The following is a 20,393-nucleotide window of genomic DNA, read 5'->3' as shown; positions in this document are numbered from 1 at the left end:
TAGCCGTGATGCAAGGAGGCACGACTGGAATCAAGGAAAGGGCTCGGTGTAGTACTCAGCCAAACCCTGATTCCGCTTCGCTGCATCAAGGCGACAAGGTCTATATTGTCATCCTCGCGAAGGTGGGGATCCAATAAATGCTAATAAAATCAAATTAAACAACGTTCAAGGAAGAACTATGAAACCTATAGCACTTGTCGGTGACTATCACCAATGCCCCGCTTTTTTCGGTCCAGTCCCTCACTCCGGAGGCCCAATCATTAAAGGTGCTTCCACTGTACTCATTAATGGCCGCCCGATTGCCAGAATGGGTGACCAAGCTGCATGCAATGGCCCTTTAGACGTTATTATCGAAGGCTCATCTACCGTGTTGGTTGAAGGGGTACCTGCCGCAAGGATGGGGGATAGAACGGCTCATGGCGGGGTGATTGTTGTGGGTGATCCGTCAGTGACTGCGGGTAACTAAGTGTTTCGCTTCTAACAATAAGTACAAAAATAACTCAAAATGCTAATAATGGGTTAACAATTGGCTAACGACACTATATAATTCTCGCGCTTTTTAATTCCAAAGGATTTGGAATATTACATTCAGACGACGTCAAGGAGTGACAGTGTCGATTTCTTTTTTGCATGCTATGCGAGTGCACGGCAATGCTGCAACTAATGGTTTAATCCCGATATATTCAAACGAGAACGGTGCCTGTCTGTTGATTGGAGCGCACCATGATTAGTTTGAGTAACTGGCGTAATGCCGTGCTAAGCCCGATTGATAAAACCTGTGCTGTAGGTGTTAGTGTTCGTCTAGACGAGCGGTTTGATGCGCTTCAGTTGGAAGTTAGTCATGACTTGGCGTTAGAAGGTGCGTCGACTGATTGGCGCAAAGTGCTGACACTCTCCCATGAAATCCTATCGTCTGAGTCTAAAGACTTATTAGTACTGGTTTATAGTGTTCGGGCGGTTATTGATGCTTATCGTTATGAAGGCTTTGCTGAGGCTTTATCGACTGTTAATCGCTATGTTGAACTGTATTGGATTGATAGTTTTCCGGCTCTAAAAAGAAAACGTGCGCGAATGTCTGCATTAGAATGGCTTGCCCAACAGCTTGAAGTCTGGGTGGAGAGTCATCCCCCAGACCCAGAAGAAAAAGGCTCTGTAGAGTCGGTGCTGGTCAATATCAAAGCGCTCAATCAATCGTTATCTGAGTTAGGCGGTGACTGGCATCTTGACCTGTTCTCAGCGACTCGGAATATCAATGAGTACCTCCCTAATTTACCCGTTCAACCAATTAAATCAGTCGTTGAAGATAAACCGAAGACGAGCACCGACCAACCGCAAGCTGAAATTGTACCGATCAATACAAACAGTAAAGACGTAAGTCATACGGTTATAGCATCGTCCAAACCTAATGTAGCGGCTATAGCGGTGCAAGAAAGTGCTAACCCGCAACCGAGCATTACAGATGACAGGTCATACAACCAATGCATTCGCGAAACACAATCATTATTAAAACGTCTCGGTAAGTATCGCCTCAGTAAAGACCTCGCAGACTCTAGTGCCTATGAAATCAATAGGTTTAGTGTTTGGTTACCTGTTTCAGAATTACCCCTTCATCAAAACGGACTGACTCCGTTGCGCTCGATCCCCGCAGATAAAAGGCACTTTTTTGAAACACTTTTACAGCAGCGTCAGTATGAAATACTTATCATAGAATTAGAAAATAGTTTATCTAATGCACCGTTCTGGTTAGATGGGCATCGAATGGTGGTTGAGTCACTAAAAGCGCTAGATATGGCCCGCGTGAATAACACGCTTGCTGGCGCATACCAAAACGCCATTGACGTTATTGCAACGTTAACTAAATCATTTGTTGATCGATTAAGTGGTATTGAGCATCTGACGTTTTCAGATGGCTCACCCTTTGCGGATGATGAAACGCAGGCCTGGCTCGTGAGTATCGACACTTTACGTTCGGGCACTGCTGAAAGTCCAAACCATGATTTTAGACTGAAGTGTACTTCAGAAACCTACCCATCAAGCCAAATGGATGATAGCTGCGTTCAGAACGCGTCTAACGCTATCAACGCTTCAAACCAAGCCTATAAAGACTCAGGGTTTTCTCAAGGTTTATTACTGCTTGATCAATACTGCAATGAGCAAATGAATAAAAAAGCTTGGTATAAAGCTCGACTGCTGACGGTTGATTATTGTTTTAAGGCTAAAGAATTCATCTTTGCTGAGCAACTATTGATAGAACTAGATGAGCTTGCCCTTAGTCATAATCTTGATGTATGGGAGCCAGAAATGGTGGGTAGCATGTTATCTATGATGTTGATATGCAAAGCAAAATTAAAGCGTAAACAGTCAAGTGATTGCTACTATCAGCGTTTGGTGCGGGTTAATCCACAACAAGGCTATGAGATGAAGTCATTCGCGAGTTGATAATGAACATTCAACTCAAGTGTGTTTTATACATTCACTAAATTAGGAGAAAAATATGTCCAAGGAAGGATCAGTCGCCCCACGCGAGAGAATTAATATTCAGTACAAATCTGACAAAGGTTCTGCTCAAGAAAGCGTAGAGCTTCCGCTAAAAATGCTTGTGGCGGGAGACTTTACCTCTCAGCTAGACGAACGGCCTGTTGAAGACAGGAAGCCAATTAATATTGATAAAGATAATTTCAACGATGTCTTAAAAAATCAAAATATAGCGCTTCATATAGATATACCGAATCGCTTAGTCGATGCTGAAGATGAAGAAACCTCGGTAACGTTAAAACTAGAATCAATTAAGGATTTCTCACCAGAAAGCATCGCGAAACAAGTACCAGAGTTGAACGAACTCCTTAAATTAAGAGAAGCACTTGTGGCGTTGAAAGGGCCGTTAGGCAATATGCCTGCGTTTCGTAAGATGATTGAAAACAGTTTGCAGGATGACGAGTTAAAACAGCAAATTTTAAGTGAGCTTAGTGTATAGCGCCTAAACCCTGATTCCGCTGCGCTGCATCAAGGCTACAAGGGCGTATAGAATATACGGAGATACGCTGAGGTTTTGCAGCCGTGATGAAAGGAGGCTCGACTGGAATCAAGGAAGGGTAATTGTGGAATGCAGAGCCCAAGGGCGGGTGTGTTAATACACCCACATAATAAAATTATATTAAAGTGTAAAAACTAAAAGGAATTAGTATGTCTAACTACGAAAGGATGTTAGCCACTGGCAATCGTGCCGTGTCGTTAGAAGAAAGCTCGCTGCTCGATCAAATCGTGCAGCAGACAAAAATGAAACCGCAGGATGATGGCTATGATGTTGCTAAGCGTGGCGTAGGCGCTTTTATCGCTGAACTTTTAAGTGATGATAGCCGAGAAGCGCGGGTTAATAAAAACCTAATCGATCGAATGATTGCTGAGTTGGACTCTAAGTTGAGTCAGCAGGTTGATGAGGTGTTACATCACAAAGCGTTTCAGAAATTAGAATCTGCTTGGCGCGGGTTAAAGTTACTCGTGGATCGTACTGACTTTACCCAGAACATTAAAATATCGTTGTTAAATGTATCCAAAGAAGATTTATACGATGACTTCGAAGATGCTCCTGATGTAACGCGTTCGGGGTTATATAAGTTGGTGTATAGCAGTGAATATGGGCAGTTTGGGGGTGAGCCGGTAGGAGGGATTATTGCTAATTATGACCTTGGTCCGGGTGCCGTCGATATGAAAGTGATGCAGAATTGTGCTGCCGTGGCGTCTATGTCTCATGCGCCTTTTATTGCGGCGGCTGCCCCTAAGTTTTTCGGTATTGATAGCTATGAAGAATTACCGAATTTAAAAGAGTTACATTCAATATTTGAAGGGCCTCAGTATGCCAAATGGCAGAGCTTTAGAGAGTCTGAAGACGCTAAGTATGTAGGGCTTACAGCACCAAGGTTTTTGCTAAGAGCACCCTATGATGCTGAAAATAATCCCGTAAAAGCATTTGAATACAATGAGAATATTGATGGTAAGCACACAAATTATTTATGGGGTAATACTGCATTTTCGTTTGCGACTCGGCTAACAGATAGCTTTGCTAAATATCGCTGGTGCCCGAATATTGTTGGTCCGCGAAGTGGTGGTGCTGTTGATGACTTGCCTGTTCATCACTTTGAATCTTTGGGCGAAATTGAATCTAAAATTCCGACTGAGATTCTTATTTCTGACAGGCGCGAGTTTGAATTAGCAGAAGAAGGATTCATTCCTCTAACGATGCGTAAAGGCAGTGATAATGCTGCGTTTTTCTCAGCAAACTCAACCATGAAGGTTAAGTATTTTGGTAATAATGAAGAGGCGAAACGAAGTGAGCTAAATCATCGTTTAAGTACACAGCTGCCTTACATGTTTATCATTAACCGCTTAGCGCATTACCTCAAGGTACTCCAGCGAGAGAATATCGGTAGTTGGAAAGAGCGAACAGACATAGAAAATGAGCTTAATGTGTGGATAAGCAACTATATTGCAGATCAAGAAAACCCCAGTGCTGAAGTAAGAAGTCAACGCCCGCTGCGTGCTGCGAAAGTAACGGTTAATGAAGTTGAAGGTCAGCCAGGTATTTATAAAGTAGGGTTAAGTGTGAGGCCTCATTTTAAGTATATGGGCGCAGATTTCGAGTTGTCGTTAGTGGGCAAGCTTGAAAAGTCTTAAAGTAAACATGGAGCGTTAATATGATTAATGAGCGTTCGCTATTTGAGCGGTTAGAGCAAACAAAATCGACCGCCTACTCAACGGATATTGATCTTCGGTCCATGATTAAATCGGTCACGTTTAATTTACAGCAGATGCTTAATGTTAGAGAGGGTAGCGTCTCATCGTTACCTGATTACGGTATGCCTGACTTTAATGATCTGGTATATGAGTTTCCGGATGCTATTTATCAGCTACAGGTGGCGATAAGACGGTTTCTGTTGAAATATGAACCGCGTATTAGCGATGTACTGGTGAGGTATATACCCGATAGTACTCAGCCGTTACAACTTAAATATTATGTTGAGGTCAGCTTAAAACATGCGCCGATGGAATCCGGTGCTTTTCAATTTGAAACGGTCATTACAGGCTCAGGTCAGGCATTTGTAAAAGCCGCGTAGACACTAATATGGCAAGGATGCCAATGCAGTATAGTCAATATTTTCAATCGGAACTTTCCGCGCTAAGGGATTTAGGTAAAGAGTTTTCTGAACAAAACCCCCGTCTGGCGCCATTTTTGTCTGTAGAGGGGCAAGACCCCGATGTCGAGCGTTTACTTGAAGGCTTTGCGTTCCTCACAGGCAGAATTAGGCAGAAGTTAGATGATGACTTACCTGAGTTTGCCTGGTCGCTGATCAAGTTGGTGTGGCCGCACTTTTTACAGTCGATCCCTTCGATTACCACTGTTGAGCTTAGGCCGATGGATATTTTATCGGGCTGCCAGCCGTTAGCAAAAGGTGCCGAGCTCAAATCGATTCCCGTTGATGGTACCGCTTGTATTTTTCAGACCTCTTTTGATGTGGATGTTCATCCTATGAGTGTAAAATCAGTTGAGGTGACAGAGTCAGGAGGTGTATCAAAGATAGCGTTAAATCTGGCATTGCACCAGCAAACAAATGTGAAAGATATCGCTCTGGATAATTTGAATCTTCACCTGCATGGGGCTTTTCCTAAGACCAGTTTATGGTATTACTTGCTCAGACAGCGTCTAGCTTGTGTTGAACTTTGGGGGACTAATGAAGGCCAAAAAGTTAAGTTAGGAAATATGCCAAGTTCTGCAATAGCGTCTGCAGGTTTAGCGTCTAATCAACGGTTGTTTTCTGCCTCTGGTCAGCAGTTTTCTGGGCATCGGTTATTGTTTGAGTATTTCTGCTTTCCAGAGAAGTTTCTGTACTTGGACCTTGAGGGGGTTGGAAAGCTGATCCGCAATACGAGTCAGTATCAAGGTGATATCAGTTCAATTGTTGTTGAATTCACATTGGACCATATACTGCCTCCTTCAGATCATCCAACAGCGGATAATATTCGTTTGTTTTGTTCGCCTGCGGTTAATCAGTTTCAGGCGTCAGCTAGGCCCTTTCTACTAGATCAAACCCGAGCCGAGCACCGGATGCGTGTTGAAGCGCCAAGCCCTGATCACTATGAAATTATGACAGTTGATCGTGTCGAGGGTTGGAGTCCAGAGTCGCGCCAGATCACTCAATATTCTTCACTAGAGTCATTTTGCCCTAGTCACATGGCTGGCTCGACTCAGACAATTGAGCCTAAAACCTATTGGAGTCAACAGAGACCGTCGATTAACGGAAAAGGGCAAGAAACCTATCTATCGTTTGTGTCTGTGTTGAAGAGTAAACCGAATAGGCGACTAGAAAGGGCTGGCCGTAGTCAGGATACATTAAAGAGCGAAACGATAAGCGGGCAAGTCACCTGTAGTAATCGCCATTTGCCGAGCATGTTAAGAGTGGGGGATATTTGTAGTGAAACATCGTCAATCCCTGAATATCTTAACTGCACCAATATATCATCGGTCACCCCCTCTTATTCTCCCGCGACAAAGATGAACTGGATTTGGCGGCTTATCGCTCATTCGGCATTAAATATTAATAAACTTCATGATTTAGATTCCCTAAAGGCACTGATCAGTCAGTTTGATCTGCGAGGGTTATTTGATAAACAGCAGCAAGCGGCCACAAAATTGAAAGTTGAAGGCTTAGAAGCGCTTACTATTAATGCGTCAAATCGGTTGTTTAAAGGAGTTCCTGTAAAGGGGAATGAAATTGAACTCTTGGTGAATGGCCAGAACTTTTCAGGGTTAGGTGATATATTTTTATTAGGTGAAATTTTAAATGAGTTCTTTGCAGCGAGCGCAGCGGTCAATAGTTTTCATCGATTAACCGTAAAAACCATACCCGATGGTGACGTCATGCAATGGAAAGCGAGGGTTGGAGATTGCCAACTGAATTAGAGCACCCATGGCTGGATTCACCGCAAAGCTTTAGTTTTATCGCTTTTCGGCAATATTTACAGCGTAACGGATTTGACTCAAACGCTATACGCTATCGCTCAACCGCTAGCTTAGCGCACCCGTCGAGTGAAGTTTCGGCTGCTTGGTTAAATGTTTTCAAAGGCCAACCTAAGCTCACGGTAGATGTTAGTTTGATGGGGTTGTACGGCACCACGTCGCCGTTGCCCGCATTTTATACCGAGCGAATCCTTGGACTCGATCTAAATAGTCGCGATGATTTTGGGTCGTCCAGTGCATTAGCGGGGAGTGAATATCAAGAAAGCCAAGATTTAAAACAGTTTTATGACCTGTTTAACCATCAGGCAATTTCACTTTTTTATGATGCTTGGGCCAAGTATCGGATTTCTAGTAGGTTGATCGAGTCACCGCAAAACAACTTAGATAACCGTGACGATCAAGCGCCCGCTAACGAGTTCTCAACGGCATTAATGGCACTTTGGGGTATTGATAGCGTGCGTTTAGATGCTTTCTCGCACTTGACCCTGCCACGATTAATGCCGCTAGCGGGGTTATTGGCCAGCCGATGTGCCTCTATTGATGTTCTTGATCAAGCACTGAACCTATTCTTTGATGATACAGAAATAAAGTCCCATGCCTTAGTTTCCGGCCAAATAGCGGTGCCAGAAGATCAGCTCAACTGTTTAGGCCGCGATAATGTCACGTTAGGTGAGTCATTGGTTCTAGGGCAACGGGTGGCTGACTGTAGCGGAATGGCTGTGACGGTAAGACTAACGTCACTAAGACAGATTGATGATTGGTTACCTGGAGGTGTTCTAAATGAAACCGCTCGCGAATTAATCGCGTTAATAATAGATGCACCTAATGATTATCAACTGGAACTCGATATAGGCGATACACTTGATGATCTATCTGAAATAGGCGATATGGCAAAAGGGTTAGGTTGGGGTGTTGGGCTTGGCGCTGTCAAATGTGCAAAGATCAATGTTTGACGAGCGTGACTAGCTTTTAAAAGATAAAACAGGATGTAAGGAATAGACCAATGGAATTGGCAAAACTAATAGAAACACTGAATACAGAAACCAAACAAGCCGTAGAAAGATCTGCGTTTGCTTGCATTGAACGAAAAGGCATTGAAATTACGCTAGAAGATTTGTTGCTCGCACTGTTAGATGAACAGACCGAGCTGACCCACGTGTTGGCTCAGTTTGATATTGACATAGACAGGTTCAGAGCGGCTTTACACTTTGAACTAGACACTCGTACTACGGTTTCATCAAAGCCGGTTTTTTCTGATTCACTACTACACACGCTTAAAAATGCTTGGCTATTGAGTTCCCTTGAATTATCGCTGCCTTTCATTAGTGCCGGCAGTATTGTGCTTGCGTTGCTTAATGATCAATTAAGGTATGGTCGTAGACGCTATATTGAGATGCTGAGTGTTGTTTCATTTGATCAGTTAAAGGTGTTGATTCAAGGGCGGTATGCTGGTGATAGCCTGCAGGAGTCAGGAGACACAAGCAAAGAGGGATTATGTACTGCGCCTCCTCAACAAGACAAATCCGTTATGGGCGAAGGTATTTTAAGTAAAGTGACGACTAGCCTTACCGACTTAGCCCGCAACTCAGCGCTAGACCCTGTTATTGGACGCGATACAGAAATACGTCAGGCCATTGATATTCTATGTCGACGCAGAAAAAATAACCCGATTCTATTAGGGGAAGCAGGCGTAGGTAAGACGGCGATTGTAGAGGGGTTGGCTCAAAAAATAGTCGACGGAAAAGTCCCTCAAGCACTAAAGGATGTTGATCTGAGATTGCTCGACATAGCCGCGTTGCAAGCGGGCGCTAGTGTAAAAGGTGAGTTTGAACGCCGAATCACAGCGCTAATTGAGGCAATTCAAACTTCATTGAGCCCCATTGTTTTATTTATAGACGAAGCGCATCTTATGGTGGGGGCGGGCGCTAATGAAGGCGGTGGCGATGTGGCCAACCTGATAAAACCGGCACTCGCCAGAGGGGCGCTTCGTACAATTGCGGCGACCACGCTGGTGGAGTATAAACGCTATATAGAGAAGGACCCGGCATTAGTCAGGCGTTTTCAGTCAGTTAAGGTCGCTGAGCCGAGCGTAGAAGAGACTGTCACCTTACTGCGGGGGCTGAGGGAGCGTTATGCCGCTCAACATGGTGTCTATATCCGCGATGATGCGCTGATTTCAGCGGCATCTCTTTCTTCACGCTATTTAACAGGCAGACAGCTACCGGATAAAGCCATCGATTTAATCGATACCGCGTGCGCAAGCGTGAAAGTAGGGCTGGCAGGTAAGCCTGCTTCTGTCGAACTACTGGAACAAAAGATAGAAACGGTAAAGCGTAAAATAGAGGCCATAGAAAGAGACGCTCTGAATGATGGGTATGACAGCCAAGATAAACATAGTCAGCTAAAAACTCACTACGAAACAGTTGATTCACTCAAGCTGCAGTTGGTTGCAACTGAGTCTATCTGGCAACAAGAACGAGACATGGTCAATTCGATTCTTATCTGCCGTGACGGCAAGGCTGATAAACAGAACGAAAGACGAGGTCAACCAGATGCTCAAATAATGAGGGAGCTTAGGGAGGATTTGACTCATATTCAGGGTGAATCACCGCTGGTTCATTATGAAGTATCTGCGCAACAAGTAAGTGAGGTTTTAGCCGCTTGGACAGGTATTCCGGCAGGTAAAATGCTGATGGATGAAGCCCAAAAGTTAGGTGAGTTATCGACTCAGCTAGAAACAAGAGTAAAAGGGCAGGGCGATGCAACGACACGGATTGGCGAACTACTTTGTCAAGCTAGAGTAGGCTTGAATGACCCGAATAAGCCGCTTGGTGTATTCCTATTAGTTGGCCCTAGTGGTGTCGGAAAAACAGAAACAGCGCTAACCATTGCAGATACATTGTTTGGTGGTGAAAAATATCTGACCACTATCAATATGTCAGAGTTTCAGGAAAAGCATACCATTTCTCGACTAATTGGTTCGCCACCAGGTTATGTAGGGTATGGTGAGGGAGGCGTGCTGACTGAGGCGGTACGGCAAAAACCTTTTTCTGTTGTGTTGTTGGATGAAGTTGAAAAAGCTGATCCTAATGTACTGAATATTTTTTATCAGGTGTTTGATAAGGGCGTGATGAATGACGGCGAAGGTAGGCTGATTGATTTTCGAAATACGGTAGTGGTCTTAACGAGTAACCTAGCGTCTGACCAAATTGAGACGCTGTGTTCTTCTGACACTGATAGCACTTCAGATATCGACTCTGAAGTATTGTTAGAAAAAATAAGACCTACATTAAATGACTTCTTTAAACCTGCGCTTTTAGCTCGTATGGAGGTATTAACGTATCGTCCACTTGAGCAATGCACGTTGAGATTGTTGGTGGAAAGTAAACTCGAACAGCTGGTTAAGCGGTTGCGGACACACGGTACTGAATTAACTATTACAGGTTCGGTATTGGATGCGATAACGAATCGGTGTGTTTTGGTTGAAGCGGGTGCGAGGCATATCGATAGACTGATTAATCAGCATATAACCTCTAAATTGTCTAAGTTGATTTTATTTTCGGTGGCACAGCAGACTGAGTTGAGTGAAATCTATTTAAGTTATGAGGAAGGCGTGTTTACCGTGTCGGGATAAATCCCGACCTACAGGGGGAATATAGAACACCTTAGTATGTTGGCTAATGTAGTATGTTGGCTAATGTAGTATGTTGGTTAATAATGCGGAGGAGGGGCTTCGTGGGAGGCCTCTCCAGGAGCGCTATTAACTGAATCTAACTGGCTTTTTAACATTTTATTCGCTTGCCAGAGTTTATCGAGCTGTTGCTCTTGTCGGGCTACGACATCATTCAAATCTTGTAAAAGATCTTCTTGGAAGGCCATTTTTGTTTCTAGTTCGGTAAGTCGATCTTCTGTGTTCATTTTAAAAACCCAATAAGAAAAGTGTCTGATATAGAGCGCGTTATCGGCTAATGAAATACAAAATATTCACACTAAAAAAAGGAGAAGATCATTACTTTGTTTGAATTTCATACATCCATTTTATTTTTTTGCTATCATTGTTCTGTAAGCCGACATAATTATAAGGAATCATAATTCCAAACACTAATCTTTTGAGGCTTACCGTCCGCAATTTCATACAGATTATTCTGAATTGCAGCTCATAGCTTAATAGACAATTTCAATGTGAGTTTATTCACGCTGAGGTTATTTATGGGTGTGTTGTTGGGTGCATTTTGAGTGGCTATGTTTGATATTAGTTTGCCGGACACTACAAGGGTACCTGATTTGATTGGACTTTTTGCGTTATTCAGAGTTAAGCGCATGAAGAAAGATCCAGGACGTTTTAATATTTTTAATAGTTATTGAGATACTTTACATGAACAACCAAACTGTAAAAGCGATTGTAACCGGACTTATATTCGCGATTCCCACCCCATTTGTATTGGGTTTTCTTATTCTTGCTGTAACAGGTAATGCAATTAATTTCGTTGGCGTTAGCGCTGAAGCAACAGCTGTATCTAAGCTGATGGGCTTTTTAGGTACTCAAGCAGGTATTACCGCTTATCTTCTGTCTGCTGTTGTTATTGGTCTAGTGGCTGCGTTAGGTGTTCTGACATCAAGTTCTAGTGCTAATGCTTACTACGGCGATGACGATGATGATTCACCAGAAGGTGATGAGCAAGGAACCGTTAAATGGTTCAACGTTAATAAAGGCTTCGGTTTTATTACGCGTGATGCGGGAGATGACGTATTTGTTCATTTTCGTTCTATTCGCGGCCACGGTCGTCGTTCTTTACGTCAAGGACAGCAAGTTCGTTTCAATGTTACTCAAGGCGATAAAGGCTTACAGGCTGAGAACGTATCGGTTGTTAGATAGCATTTAATTTTTAAGCTATCACAACGTTAAAAACCACCGAAAATTAATTCTCGGTGGTTTTTTTGTATTAGAAACCCTAATTCCGCTTCGATGCATCAAGGCTACAGGCTTATTACTTCCAATTTACTGTGGTTTGGCCTTCTTTGGTGACTTTCCACCACTCGTTTTCTGAATCTGCTGACTCTTCCCAACTGTTGGTGGCACATCTAACTTCTGTGTCTAATGCATTGGCTATTGCGAGAGCACAGTCTAAATCCGTTTTCCATGGCGTCTTTTCTGATTGAAACCATAGGCTGGTATAAAGCTTTCCGGCTGCGCCTGTGTAAACGGTGAGCGGGATGCTATTGTCTCCGTTTGTGCAGGTTAGGGTGATAGATTTTTTATCTAATGGGCCTAGTGTTTTAACATCTTCAAATACACTGTTAAGCCAAGTGATGATTTCATCGATTGAGCATTCTTTGATATAGACTTCTATGTCTGGCTGACGCTGATGATCGCTTGATTGTTCAGTTTGGTTGGTCATGACGGTTGCTCAATCTATGAACGGTTAATAAAGTGGTTAATTCTGCTTAGCAGAAGTTTTATATATCCAGTGATGGCCATTATCGCGCCAAAGAATGCAATTACCAACGAAATTAGCGTGATTATTTCTTGTTTTAATGAAGGGGGAATATAAAAATGTGCGGCCAGGACCATGCTGAGCCCCCCTAATAATAGTAATGCACCGATAGCAAATAGCTTAAAGCTTCTTTGCTGAGGCGTGAGCTCAGTTTTAGACGTCTTTAAAAAACCAGGAATCATTATTGGCATAGCCGATAACCTGTCAGCATAATATCAATGCTAACAGTGAGTGATTCTAGGGTGTTTAATGTGGCTTTTGCAGATTCTGTTGCACGCCAGTAGTGTGGGGTCATGAGTAAAAGATCATTTATCGCTTGATGGCTATTGATGTCTATTTTATAGCGTATTGTTGAACTTAATTCCTGCTCTAGCGGTGTAAATTTTTCTGCCAGTGTTGATGTTGGGTTGTAGGCAAGTTGCTTAACATCTTGGTAAAGTTTGTTGCGTAATTCGATTAAGTGATTAGGCCCTGTCGAGGCAACATATAAAATGCCATCTTGCTTGAGAATGCGGCTAAACTCATCAGGTACAATTCTTGAAAAAAGACTCAGTACAGCGTCTTGAGAGTGACTTTTAACGGGGATATGGCTAGATGTTGCAGTGACCCATTGGATTGATTTACTGCGACGACATGACGCTTTTACGGCTTTTTGCGATATATCAAAACCAATAATTTGTGGGTTTACAGGCTGACCTGTTAAGCCGGTTTGAGTATCTAAACAATGGTGTAATCGCTGCGTATAATAACCTTCGCCACTGCCTGCATCTGTAATTTTATAGGCCTGACTCGACTCCGCTTTTGAGAGATAATCTTTCAGAATTAATTCATTGAGTGTGTCGGATATTGTTTGGTAAAAATTGCCATCTAGAAAGCGAAAACGTGCCTCAACCATCTCTTGGCTATCACCTGGCTGTTTACTTTTCTTATGCTGAGGTTGTAATAGGTTGACGTAGCCCTGTTTAGCTACGTCAAACTGATGGTTGTTTTCGCACGAGAACTGTTTGTCGGTTCGATTAAGCGAGTGACTGCAAACAGGGCAGATGAGCGAATTGTTTACTGTCATGCAGCAGGCCCTAATAATCGTTCTAAAATACCTTCATAGATAGTCGAGAGTTTATCGAGGTCGCTTACACTCACGCATTCGTTCACTTTATGAATTGTGGCATTGAGAGGGCCAAGCTCAAGTACTTGAGCACCCGTAGGCGCAATAAAGCGCCCATCTGAAGTGCCGCCAGAGGTTGAAAGTTCAGTATCAATGCCGGTGACATCACGAATAGCTGCTACAGACGCCTCAACCAGAGGGCCTGCAGCGGTTAGAAAAGGAAGGCCGCTCAGGTTCCATTCGAGTTCATAGTTAAAGCTATGCTTATCCAGAATAGCGTGAACACGTTCTTTGATCATATCGACAGATAGTTCTGTTGAGAAACGAAAGTTAAATATGATCTCTTTTTCACCTGGGATAACATTCGTTGCGCCAGTGCCAGCCTTAAGGTTGGTGATCTGGAAGGATGTAGCTGGGAAGAACTCATTACCTTCATCCCATACTTCGGTTGAGAGGTCTAGTAATGCTGGGATGGCCGTATGTACTGGGTTTTCAGCTAAATGAGGGTAGGCCACGTGACCTTGAGTCCCTTTTACAATCAGGTCCCCATGCAGTGAACCGCGACGTCCATTTTTAATAACGTCGCCAAGGGTGTTGGTACTAGAGGGTTCACCAATAAGGCACCAATCTATTTTCTCGCCACGGCTTTCAAGTGTTTCTATGACCTTAACAGTGCCGTTTTTAGCTGGGCCTTCTTCGTCACTGGTAATAAGAAATGCAATAGAACCGGTATGTTTAGGGTTGTCGTTGATAAAACGCTCACAAGCGGTCACAAAAGCTGCAATACTGCCTTTCATATCGGCGGCACCACGGCCATAAAGCATATCGCCAATAATAGTAGGTTCGAAGGGAGGGTAGTCCCACTGCTCAAGAGGGCCGGTTGGAACTACATCGGTATGCCCCGCAAATGCTAAAACAGGCCCTTCACTGCCTCGCCTTGCCCAAAAGTTTAATACTTCACCAAATTGAAGTGTTTCGACGACAAAGCCAAGCTTCTCAAGACGCTCACAGATTAATGCCTGGCATCCTGCATCTTCAGGGGTAACCGAGTGTTTGCTGATGAGTTCTTTGGCTAGTTCAATAGTGGGCGTTATTTGAGACATGTATAAGCTTCTTTTTTAAAAGTTCGTTGCCGTCCTAAAAGAATGGCGATTGTTTCTGAAGAATTAAGCTTTTTGTAGATCGGGTTAAACCCCGACCTACATGTGCAAAAAATTAATTGTTTGCGTGTAACTCAGCATTAAGCTCAATAGCGGTTTTGTTAGTCTTACACTCAACCTGACCATTAACAGAATTACGACGGAATAATAAATCTGACTTACCCGCCAAATCACGTGCCTTAACTGTTTCTACGGCTTTGTTTTGGTCGTCAAGCATCATCACTTTTGTGCCAGCAGTGATATAAAGGCCTGCTTCGACCGTACAACGGTCACCTAGTGGAATACCGATACCAGCGTTAGCGCCGAGTAAGCAGTTTGCGCCTACAGAAATAACCATGTTACCGCCACCAGAAAGTGTACCCATCGTAGAGCAGCCGCCACCAAGGTCTGAGCCTTCGCCAATCATTACGCCTGCAGAAATACGGCCTTCAATCATCGAGGTGCCTTCTGTGCCTGCATTAAAGTTTACGAAACCTTCATGCATGATGGTGGTGCCTTCGCCGATGTAAGCACCTAAACGTACGCGTGAAGTTGCAGCAATGCGCACGCCTGATGGCACAACGTAGTCAGTCATAGGAGGGAACTTATCGACTGATTTAACGGCCAGTAACTCGCCATTGAGTCGCGCTTCAAGCTGCTTTGCATTAAGCTCAGTTAAGTCGATAGCGCCTTTGTTAGTCCATGCTACGTTAGGTAGCAAGCCAAACATGCCGTTCAGGTTGATGCCATGAGGCTTAACTAAACGGTGAGAAAGTAAGTGAAGCTTTAAGTAAACTTCTGGCGTGGTAGATGATTGAACATCTTCTTCAAGAATAGTGATAACCACAGGGCTCTTGCTTGTTTTTGCTGCGCTGGCGATAGCAGCCTGCTCAGTTTCACCGTTATTGCTTAGTGCCGATGCCAGTGCGTCTAAAGTATCGCTAGACGCTTCAATAGCCTGGTTCCCACCTTTATAGCCTAGAGCCTCTTTGGCTGCTGATAGCAGCGAGTCTGATGGCTGGTGAACGGGCTGAGCGTAGAATACTTCTAACCATTCACTTTTCTGATTTTTAGTTCCTACACCGATTGCAAACGCTAAGCTCATTTTGATTTCCTGTTTGATATTTAATTAATCTATGTTCTTTAATTCGCTAGCCTACACTCGAAAGAAACTGTATTTACACATTATTGTTATTCCCGCCTACGCGAGGATGACTAACATGTAATCTGTTGGTATCAGGGTGAGAGCTAGCGCTTGTCAAATTATTGCTTTAGTGCCAATTTCGTTACTTAAATATATTCTCGTACTCGTCTGCTTTAAACCCCAACGTCTTCTTGCCATCATGAACAAGTAATGGTCGCTTGATAATAGAGGGGTTTTCTAACATGGCGGCGAGAGCTGAGGTGTTATCCATATTGGCTCTTTGCTCTTCAGGTAATTTACGCCAGGTCGTGCCTCTTCGGTTTATGACAGGCTCCCAACCTAGCGACGAAAGCCACTCTTTAAAGAGAGCTTCATCTGTGCCGTCTTTTTTATAGTCGTGAAAGCGATATTCAATATTTTCTGCGTCTAACCACTTGCGCGCTTTTTTAATGGTATCGCAGTTTTTAATACCGTACATAATAGTCACAGTCATTATCCTTATAAACGGTTATTTTTCTAGGCCTTTAACAAAATCACGAATTCTTTCTGCTGCCTCGATGCATTCTTCTAACGGTGCCACTAATGCAAGCCTTACACGATTCTCGCCTGGGTTAATGCCGTTAACCGTTCTGGATAGGTATCGACCTGGTAAGACGGTTACATGTTTTTCTTGAAATAGTTTTTGTGCAAACAGGTCGTCTTGAATCGGTGTTTTCAACCAAAGGTAAAAGCTAGCATCGGTTTGTGCAACGTCCATCACTTCGCCTAGTATTGGCATGACGGTAGCAAACTTCTCTCGGTAGAATGATCTATTTTCTTTGACGTGAGTCTCGTCATTCCAAGCAGCAATACTGGCTAATTGGTGTTGAATAGGCATTGCGGAACCATGATAGGTTCGGTAGCGTAAAAACTGTTCCATAATACTTGCATCGCCTGCGACAAAACCGGATCGAAGGCCGGGTAAATTTGAGCGCTTTGATAGGCTATGAAAAACCACGCAGCGTTTATAGTCGTTGCGATTCATCTCGGCGCAAGCTTGCAATAGACCAATCGGCGCACGTGACTCATCGCAGTAAATTTCAGAGTAACATTCGTCTGAGGCGATAATAAAATCGTACTGATCGGCTAATGCAATCAATCGTTGTAATGTACTGGATGGAATCACGGCACCGGTTGGGTTACCAGGGCTACATAAAAAAAGTAGCTGACAGCGTTGCCATACATCGGGCGATACGGCTTCAAAGTCTGGGATGTAATTGTTTACTTCAAGGCACGGTAAAAAGTGTGGTTCGGCACCTGATAAGAACGCAGCCCCTTCGTAAATCTGATAAAAGGGGTTGGGGCATACGACTAAGGGTGTCGCGTCAGATTGACTCATGTTGTTAACTGGCCGGTCAATCAATGCTTGAGTTAATGAAAAAATGGCTTCTCTTGTGCCGTTAACAGGCAATACGTGCTGCTCGGGGTCAAGTGATGCCGGTGTTAACTTAAAGCGTTGAGTTAACCAATTACAGATACTTTCACGTAACTCAGGAATGCCCTTGGTTGAAGGGTAAATGGATAGCTTGCCAAGTTGTTTCGTGAGTTCATCTAACACAAATCGAGGGGATGCGTGCTTCGGTTCGCCAATGGAGAGCGCAATATGCGAATAGTCAGAGCTTGGAGTCACTTCACTTTTGAGTTGATTAAGCTTCTCAAACGGGTAAGGTTGTAGTTTGTTTAAATCTGAATTCATCCTGCGATGCTCTTCCTGTTATTGTGTTGACTGTTTGCGCTAGCTAGCTTGAACATGTTCATCTAATTGATCACAAATGCTTTTCTGCAATCGCTGGCACAGTTGCGGATCACTGATGGGTTGACCGTTTTCTTGAGTAATGAAGAATACATCCTCAACTCGTTCGCCTAATGTGGCGATTTTAGCATTGACTAATGACACCTTATTCTCCACGAGGATACACCCTATGCGTGCCAGAAGGCCGGGTCGGTCTGGTGTGATCACTTCCATAACGGTGCGCTGGCTGATCATCGTATTACTGAAGGTGACTTCTGTCGGGAATGAAAAGTGCTTTAGTTGCCGGGGTGTACGACGATGAATAATCTCGGGGTAATCGTCAGGGTCGTCAAGTTCATCTATTAGCCGATGGTGCACTTTTGCTTTGCGCTCTGGGTCACGTGCTAGGGACTGGTTGTTTTCATCTAACACCACAAATGTACTTAAGCTATAAGGCCCTTTTGCTGAGTGAATTCTTGCGCTGGCAATGTTTAGGTTTAGCTGTTCTAACACGGCCGTTGTGGCTGCAAAAAGTGCTTCTCCGTGACGAAGATAGATCATTATTTGGGTGTAGCCTTCTCCCTGATGATCTTCAACATCTTTAATAAGTATTAATGGTTCACTGCTTTCGCCGTGTTCGATAATTGAGGAGGTCTGCCAAGCCATTTCCATGGTTGAGTCCTGAAGAAAGTAATCATCTTCTAGGGTGTTCCATATTGCCTCAATTTTACTGCTGCTAATACCTTGATCGTGCAGCATATCTTGAACCTCTGCTTGAGTGGCAGATATCCATTTATCTTTGTCGAGCGGGTTTTCAATACCGCGTCTTAAGGCACGACGTGCTTCAAGGTAAAGTTGTCTAAGTAGGGTTGCACGCCAGGTGTTCCATAGAATGGGGTTGGTCGCATCAATATCAGTTACGGTTAGAACATAGAGGTAGTCGAGGTGAGCCTGACTCGGTAACTCAACCGCAAAACTATGAATAACATCGGGGTCTTGAATATCTTTTTTCTGTGCCGTCATAGACATTAGCAGGTGGTTTTCAACTAACCAGCAAACAAGCTGTGTATCGCGCGTACTTAAATGATGGCGAGCACAGAATTTTTCTGCATCGATTGCGCCAAGGTCAGAATGGTTTCCGCCACGGCCTTTGGCAATGTCATGAAAAAGGCCTGCAATATACAGGAGTTCTAGCTTGGGTAATCGGTATACCAAGCGTGAAGCCAGTGGGTACATTGTACGAGCCGAATGCTCCTTTAGGTTGACCATGTTCCTTATCACCCTAAGGGTGTGAGCATCGACCGTGTAGGCATGGAATAAGTCGTGCTGCATTTGGCCAATAATATTACCAAACTCAGGTAAATAGCGGCCAAGCACATGATAGCGCTTCATGCTTGAAAGTGTTTTATGGAAGTCGTGGGGGGTGCGCATCAACTCCATAAAAAGGGATGTAACTGCAATGTCCTTTCTAAATGAATCATCAATCAAATGCTTGTGGGCTCGTAACGCACGGATAGTGGTTGCCCTGATACCTTTGATGTCTGGGTTCTGCGCCATCAGCAAGAAAATCTCCATGATGGCGTAAGGGGCATAGGCAAAGATTTGATTGTTGACGGCTTCGATGTACTGGTTTTTAATCTGAAAGCGTTTGTTTAACGGCACAACGACTTCTTTCTCGTGACTACGAACAATAGCTTCATCAAAGTGCTGTAAGATAACGTCTGTTAATTCTGCTAGGTCCAGTACCACTCGGTAGTACTGCTGCATCATTATCTCAACACCGAGTTTCTTTTCGGTGTCTTCGAACCCTAACATGCGGGTTAATTTACGCTGGTGATCAAACAGTAATCTGTTTTCATTTCGTTTGGCAATAATTTGAAGGCCGTAGCGCATTCGCCATAAAAAGCGCTCACCTTCGAGCAGATTTTGATACTCTTCGTTGGTCAGAAATTCGTATCGAGTTAGCTCAGAGGTACAGCTTAGGCCAAAGTGACGTTTGGTAATCCAGCCAATAGTTTGAATATCGCGTAAAGTGCCAGGAGACGATTTTAAATTTGGCTCTAGGTTGTATTCCGTGTCGCTATACTTTTCATGACGGAGTCGCTGCTCTTCTTTTTTTGCTAAGAAGTAGGCACGATCTGAGCATACTTCGTCAGAATAGGCGCGGGTGCTAAGTAGTTCACGTAAAATATCGTTGCCGGCTACTGTTCGAGTTTCTAATAAATTGGTGGCAATGGTGATGTCATTAGACGCGGAATCAATGCATTCTTCAGCGGTTCTGACGCTATGGCCAATGTCTAGTTTTAAGTCCCAAAGCAGCGTGACAAACTGGCTGATAGCGTCTTCATATTCAGGACTTAATTCACTCTGAACAAGAATTAGTATATCGATGTCGGAGTGAGGGTGTAGCTCCCCACGACCATATCCACCGACCGCAATCAAACTAATGTCATCTTTGCCTTTCCAATCATATCGCTCCCACAGAAGTTTGAGAATTTGATCTACAAACCAAGCGCGGGCTTCGACAAGTTGTTTGATATCGCAGTTACTCATAAAAAAGGTATCCATGATTTCAGATGCTTTTTTAAGTGCGTGGCGGGCTGCGATAGCAGGAGAGAGTGATTGCTCTATTGTTGACTTTAAATAGTCATACGATAGTTCATCACTCTCGGTCAGCGCTTCAATGACTGGGCTGTTGGCGATCATCTTACGCTATTGCTCCATTTA

General features: G+C 43.8%; 17 protein-coding genes and 1 pseudogene. 9 read left to right on the top strand and 9 right to left on the bottom strand.

Going from position 1 to position 20,393, the window contains the following annotated elements; genetic code table 11:
- Positions 1 to 178: 178 nt before the first annotated feature.
- From NKI27_RS13690 to tssH, 8 genes are all read left to right on the top strand, one after another.
- A complete protein-coding gene (locus NKI27_RS13690; protein ID WP_265046597.1) occupies positions 179 to 466 on the top strand; it encodes a PAAR domain-containing protein in 288 nt (95 codons plus the stop codon).
- 257 nt (positions 467 to 723) lie between these two features.
- On the top strand, positions 724 to 2,439 hold the full coding sequence (tssA, locus tag NKI27_RS13685) for a type VI secretion system protein TssA (protein ID WP_265046596.1): 1,716 nt from the start codon (positions 724 to 726) through the stop codon (positions 2,437 to 2,439).
- 55 nt (positions 2,440 to 2,494) lie between these two features.
- On the top strand, positions 2,495 to 2,974 hold the full coding sequence (tssB, locus tag NKI27_RS13680) for a type VI secretion system contractile sheath small subunit (protein ID WP_265046595.1): 480 nt from the start codon (positions 2,495 to 2,497) through the stop codon (positions 2,972 to 2,974).
- 209 nt (positions 2,975 to 3,183) lie between these two features.
- A complete protein-coding gene (gene tssC, locus NKI27_RS13675; RefSeq protein ID WP_265046594.1) occupies positions 3,184 to 4,671 on the top strand; it encodes a type VI secretion system contractile sheath large subunit in 1,488 nt (495 codons plus the stop codon).
- 20 nt (positions 4,672 to 4,691) lie between these two features.
- Positions 4,692 to 5,111, top strand: a complete 420-nt coding sequence (tssE, locus tag NKI27_RS13670) for a type VI secretion system baseplate subunit TssE (protein WP_265046593.1) — start codon at positions 4,692 to 4,694, stop codon at positions 5,109 to 5,111.
- A gap of 23 nt (positions 5,112 to 5,134) precedes the next feature.
- The gene (tssF, locus tag NKI27_RS13665; protein ID WP_265046592.1) at positions 5,135 to 6,955 is read left to right on the top strand and encodes a type VI secretion system baseplate subunit TssF; all 1,821 of its coding nucleotides are present in this window, start codon (positions 5,135 to 5,137) and stop codon (positions 6,953 to 6,955) included.
- Entirely contained in the window at positions 6,940 to 7,965 is a 1,026-nt protein-coding gene (tssG, locus tag NKI27_RS13660) for a type VI secretion system baseplate subunit TssG (protein WP_265046591.1), read from the top strand. The genes tssF and tssG overlap by 16 nt, the downstream gene beginning before the upstream one ends.
- Before the next feature lie 50 nt (positions 7,966 to 8,015).
- On the top strand, positions 8,016 to 10,646 hold the full coding sequence (tssH, locus tag NKI27_RS13655) for a type VI secretion system ATPase TssH (protein ID WP_265046590.1): 2,631 nt from the start codon (positions 8,016 to 8,018) through the stop codon (positions 10,644 to 10,646).
- A gap of 77 nt (positions 10,647 to 10,723) precedes the next feature.
- Here the strand turns inward: tssH and NKI27_RS13650 are convergent, their stop codons facing one another.
- Positions 10,724 to 10,930: a SlyX family protein gene (locus tag NKI27_RS13650; RefSeq protein ID WP_265046589.1), complete on the bottom strand. Its 207-nt coding sequence runs from the start codon at positions 10,928 to 10,930 to the stop codon at positions 10,724 to 10,726.
- A 763-nt stretch (positions 10,931 to 11,693) separates the two neighbouring features.
- Between NKI27_RS13650 and NKI27_RS13645 the strand changes: the two are divergent.
- A pseudogene (locus NKI27_RS13645) lies at positions 11,694 to 11,888 on the top strand (cold-shock protein); the annotation flags it as partial.
- A gap of 112 nt (positions 11,889 to 12,000) precedes the next feature.
- On the opposite strand, the gene NKI27_RS13640 reads toward NKI27_RS13645, so the two are convergent.
- The 8 genes from NKI27_RS13640 to NKI27_RS13605 form a co-directional block, all read right to left on the bottom strand.
- Complete coding sequence (locus NKI27_RS13640) at positions 12,001 to 12,411, bottom strand: hypothetical protein (protein ID WP_265046588.1); 411 nt, start codon at positions 12,409 to 12,411, stop codon at positions 12,001 to 12,003.
- A 14-nt stretch (positions 12,412 to 12,425) separates the two neighbouring features.
- A complete protein-coding gene (locus NKI27_RS13635) occupies positions 12,426 to 12,698 on the bottom strand; it encodes a hypothetical protein (RefSeq protein WP_265046587.1) in 273 nt (90 codons plus the stop codon).
- The gene (locus NKI27_RS13630) at positions 12,689 to 13,573 is read right to left on the bottom strand and encodes a putative RNA methyltransferase (protein WP_265046586.1); all 885 of its coding nucleotides are present in this window, start codon (positions 13,571 to 13,573) and stop codon (positions 12,689 to 12,691) included. Before NKI27_RS13630 ends, NKI27_RS13635 begins: the two co-directional genes overlap by 10 nt.
- Positions 13,570 to 14,715: a succinyl-diaminopimelate desuccinylase gene (gene dapE, locus NKI27_RS13625; protein WP_265046585.1), complete on the bottom strand. Its 1,146-nt coding sequence runs from the start codon at positions 14,713 to 14,715 to the stop codon at positions 13,570 to 13,572. The genes NKI27_RS13630 and dapE overlap by 4 nt, the downstream gene beginning before the upstream one ends.
- 112 nt (positions 14,716 to 14,827) lie before the next feature.
- Positions 14,828 to 15,856 carry a 2,3,4,5-tetrahydropyridine-2,6-dicarboxylate N-succinyltransferase gene (gene dapD, locus NKI27_RS13620; RefSeq protein WP_265046584.1) on the bottom strand — a complete coding sequence of 343 codons (1,029 nt, stop codon included), beginning with the start codon at positions 15,854 to 15,856 and terminating at the stop codon, positions 14,828 to 14,830.
- A 181-nt stretch (positions 15,857 to 16,037) separates the two neighbouring features.
- On the bottom strand, positions 16,038 to 16,373 hold the full coding sequence (locus NKI27_RS13615; RefSeq protein ID WP_406803163.1) for an ArsC family reductase: 336 nt from the start codon (positions 16,371 to 16,373) through the stop codon (positions 16,038 to 16,040).
- Positions 16,374 to 16,403: 30 nt separating this feature from the next.
- On the bottom strand, positions 16,404 to 17,630 hold the full coding sequence (gene dapC, locus NKI27_RS13610; RefSeq protein ID WP_265046582.1) for a succinyldiaminopimelate transaminase: 1,227 nt from the start codon (positions 17,628 to 17,630) through the stop codon (positions 16,404 to 16,406).
- 39 nt (positions 17,631 to 17,669) lie between these two features.
- Entirely contained in the window at positions 17,670 to 20,372 is a 2,703-nt protein-coding gene (locus tag NKI27_RS13605) for a [protein-PII] uridylyltransferase (RefSeq protein ID WP_265046581.1), read from the bottom strand.
- Positions 20,373 to 20,393: the final 21 nt, after the last annotated feature.

The organism is Alkalimarinus alittae, from assembly GCF_026016465.1.
In the GTDB taxonomy this organism is placed as follows: Bacteria; Pseudomonadota; Gammaproteobacteria; order Pseudomonadales; family Oleiphilaceae; genus Alkalimarinus; species Alkalimarinus alittae.
Note: the sequence above shows the minus strand (reverse complement) of the source record. Positions and strands in the feature narration are given on the sequence as shown.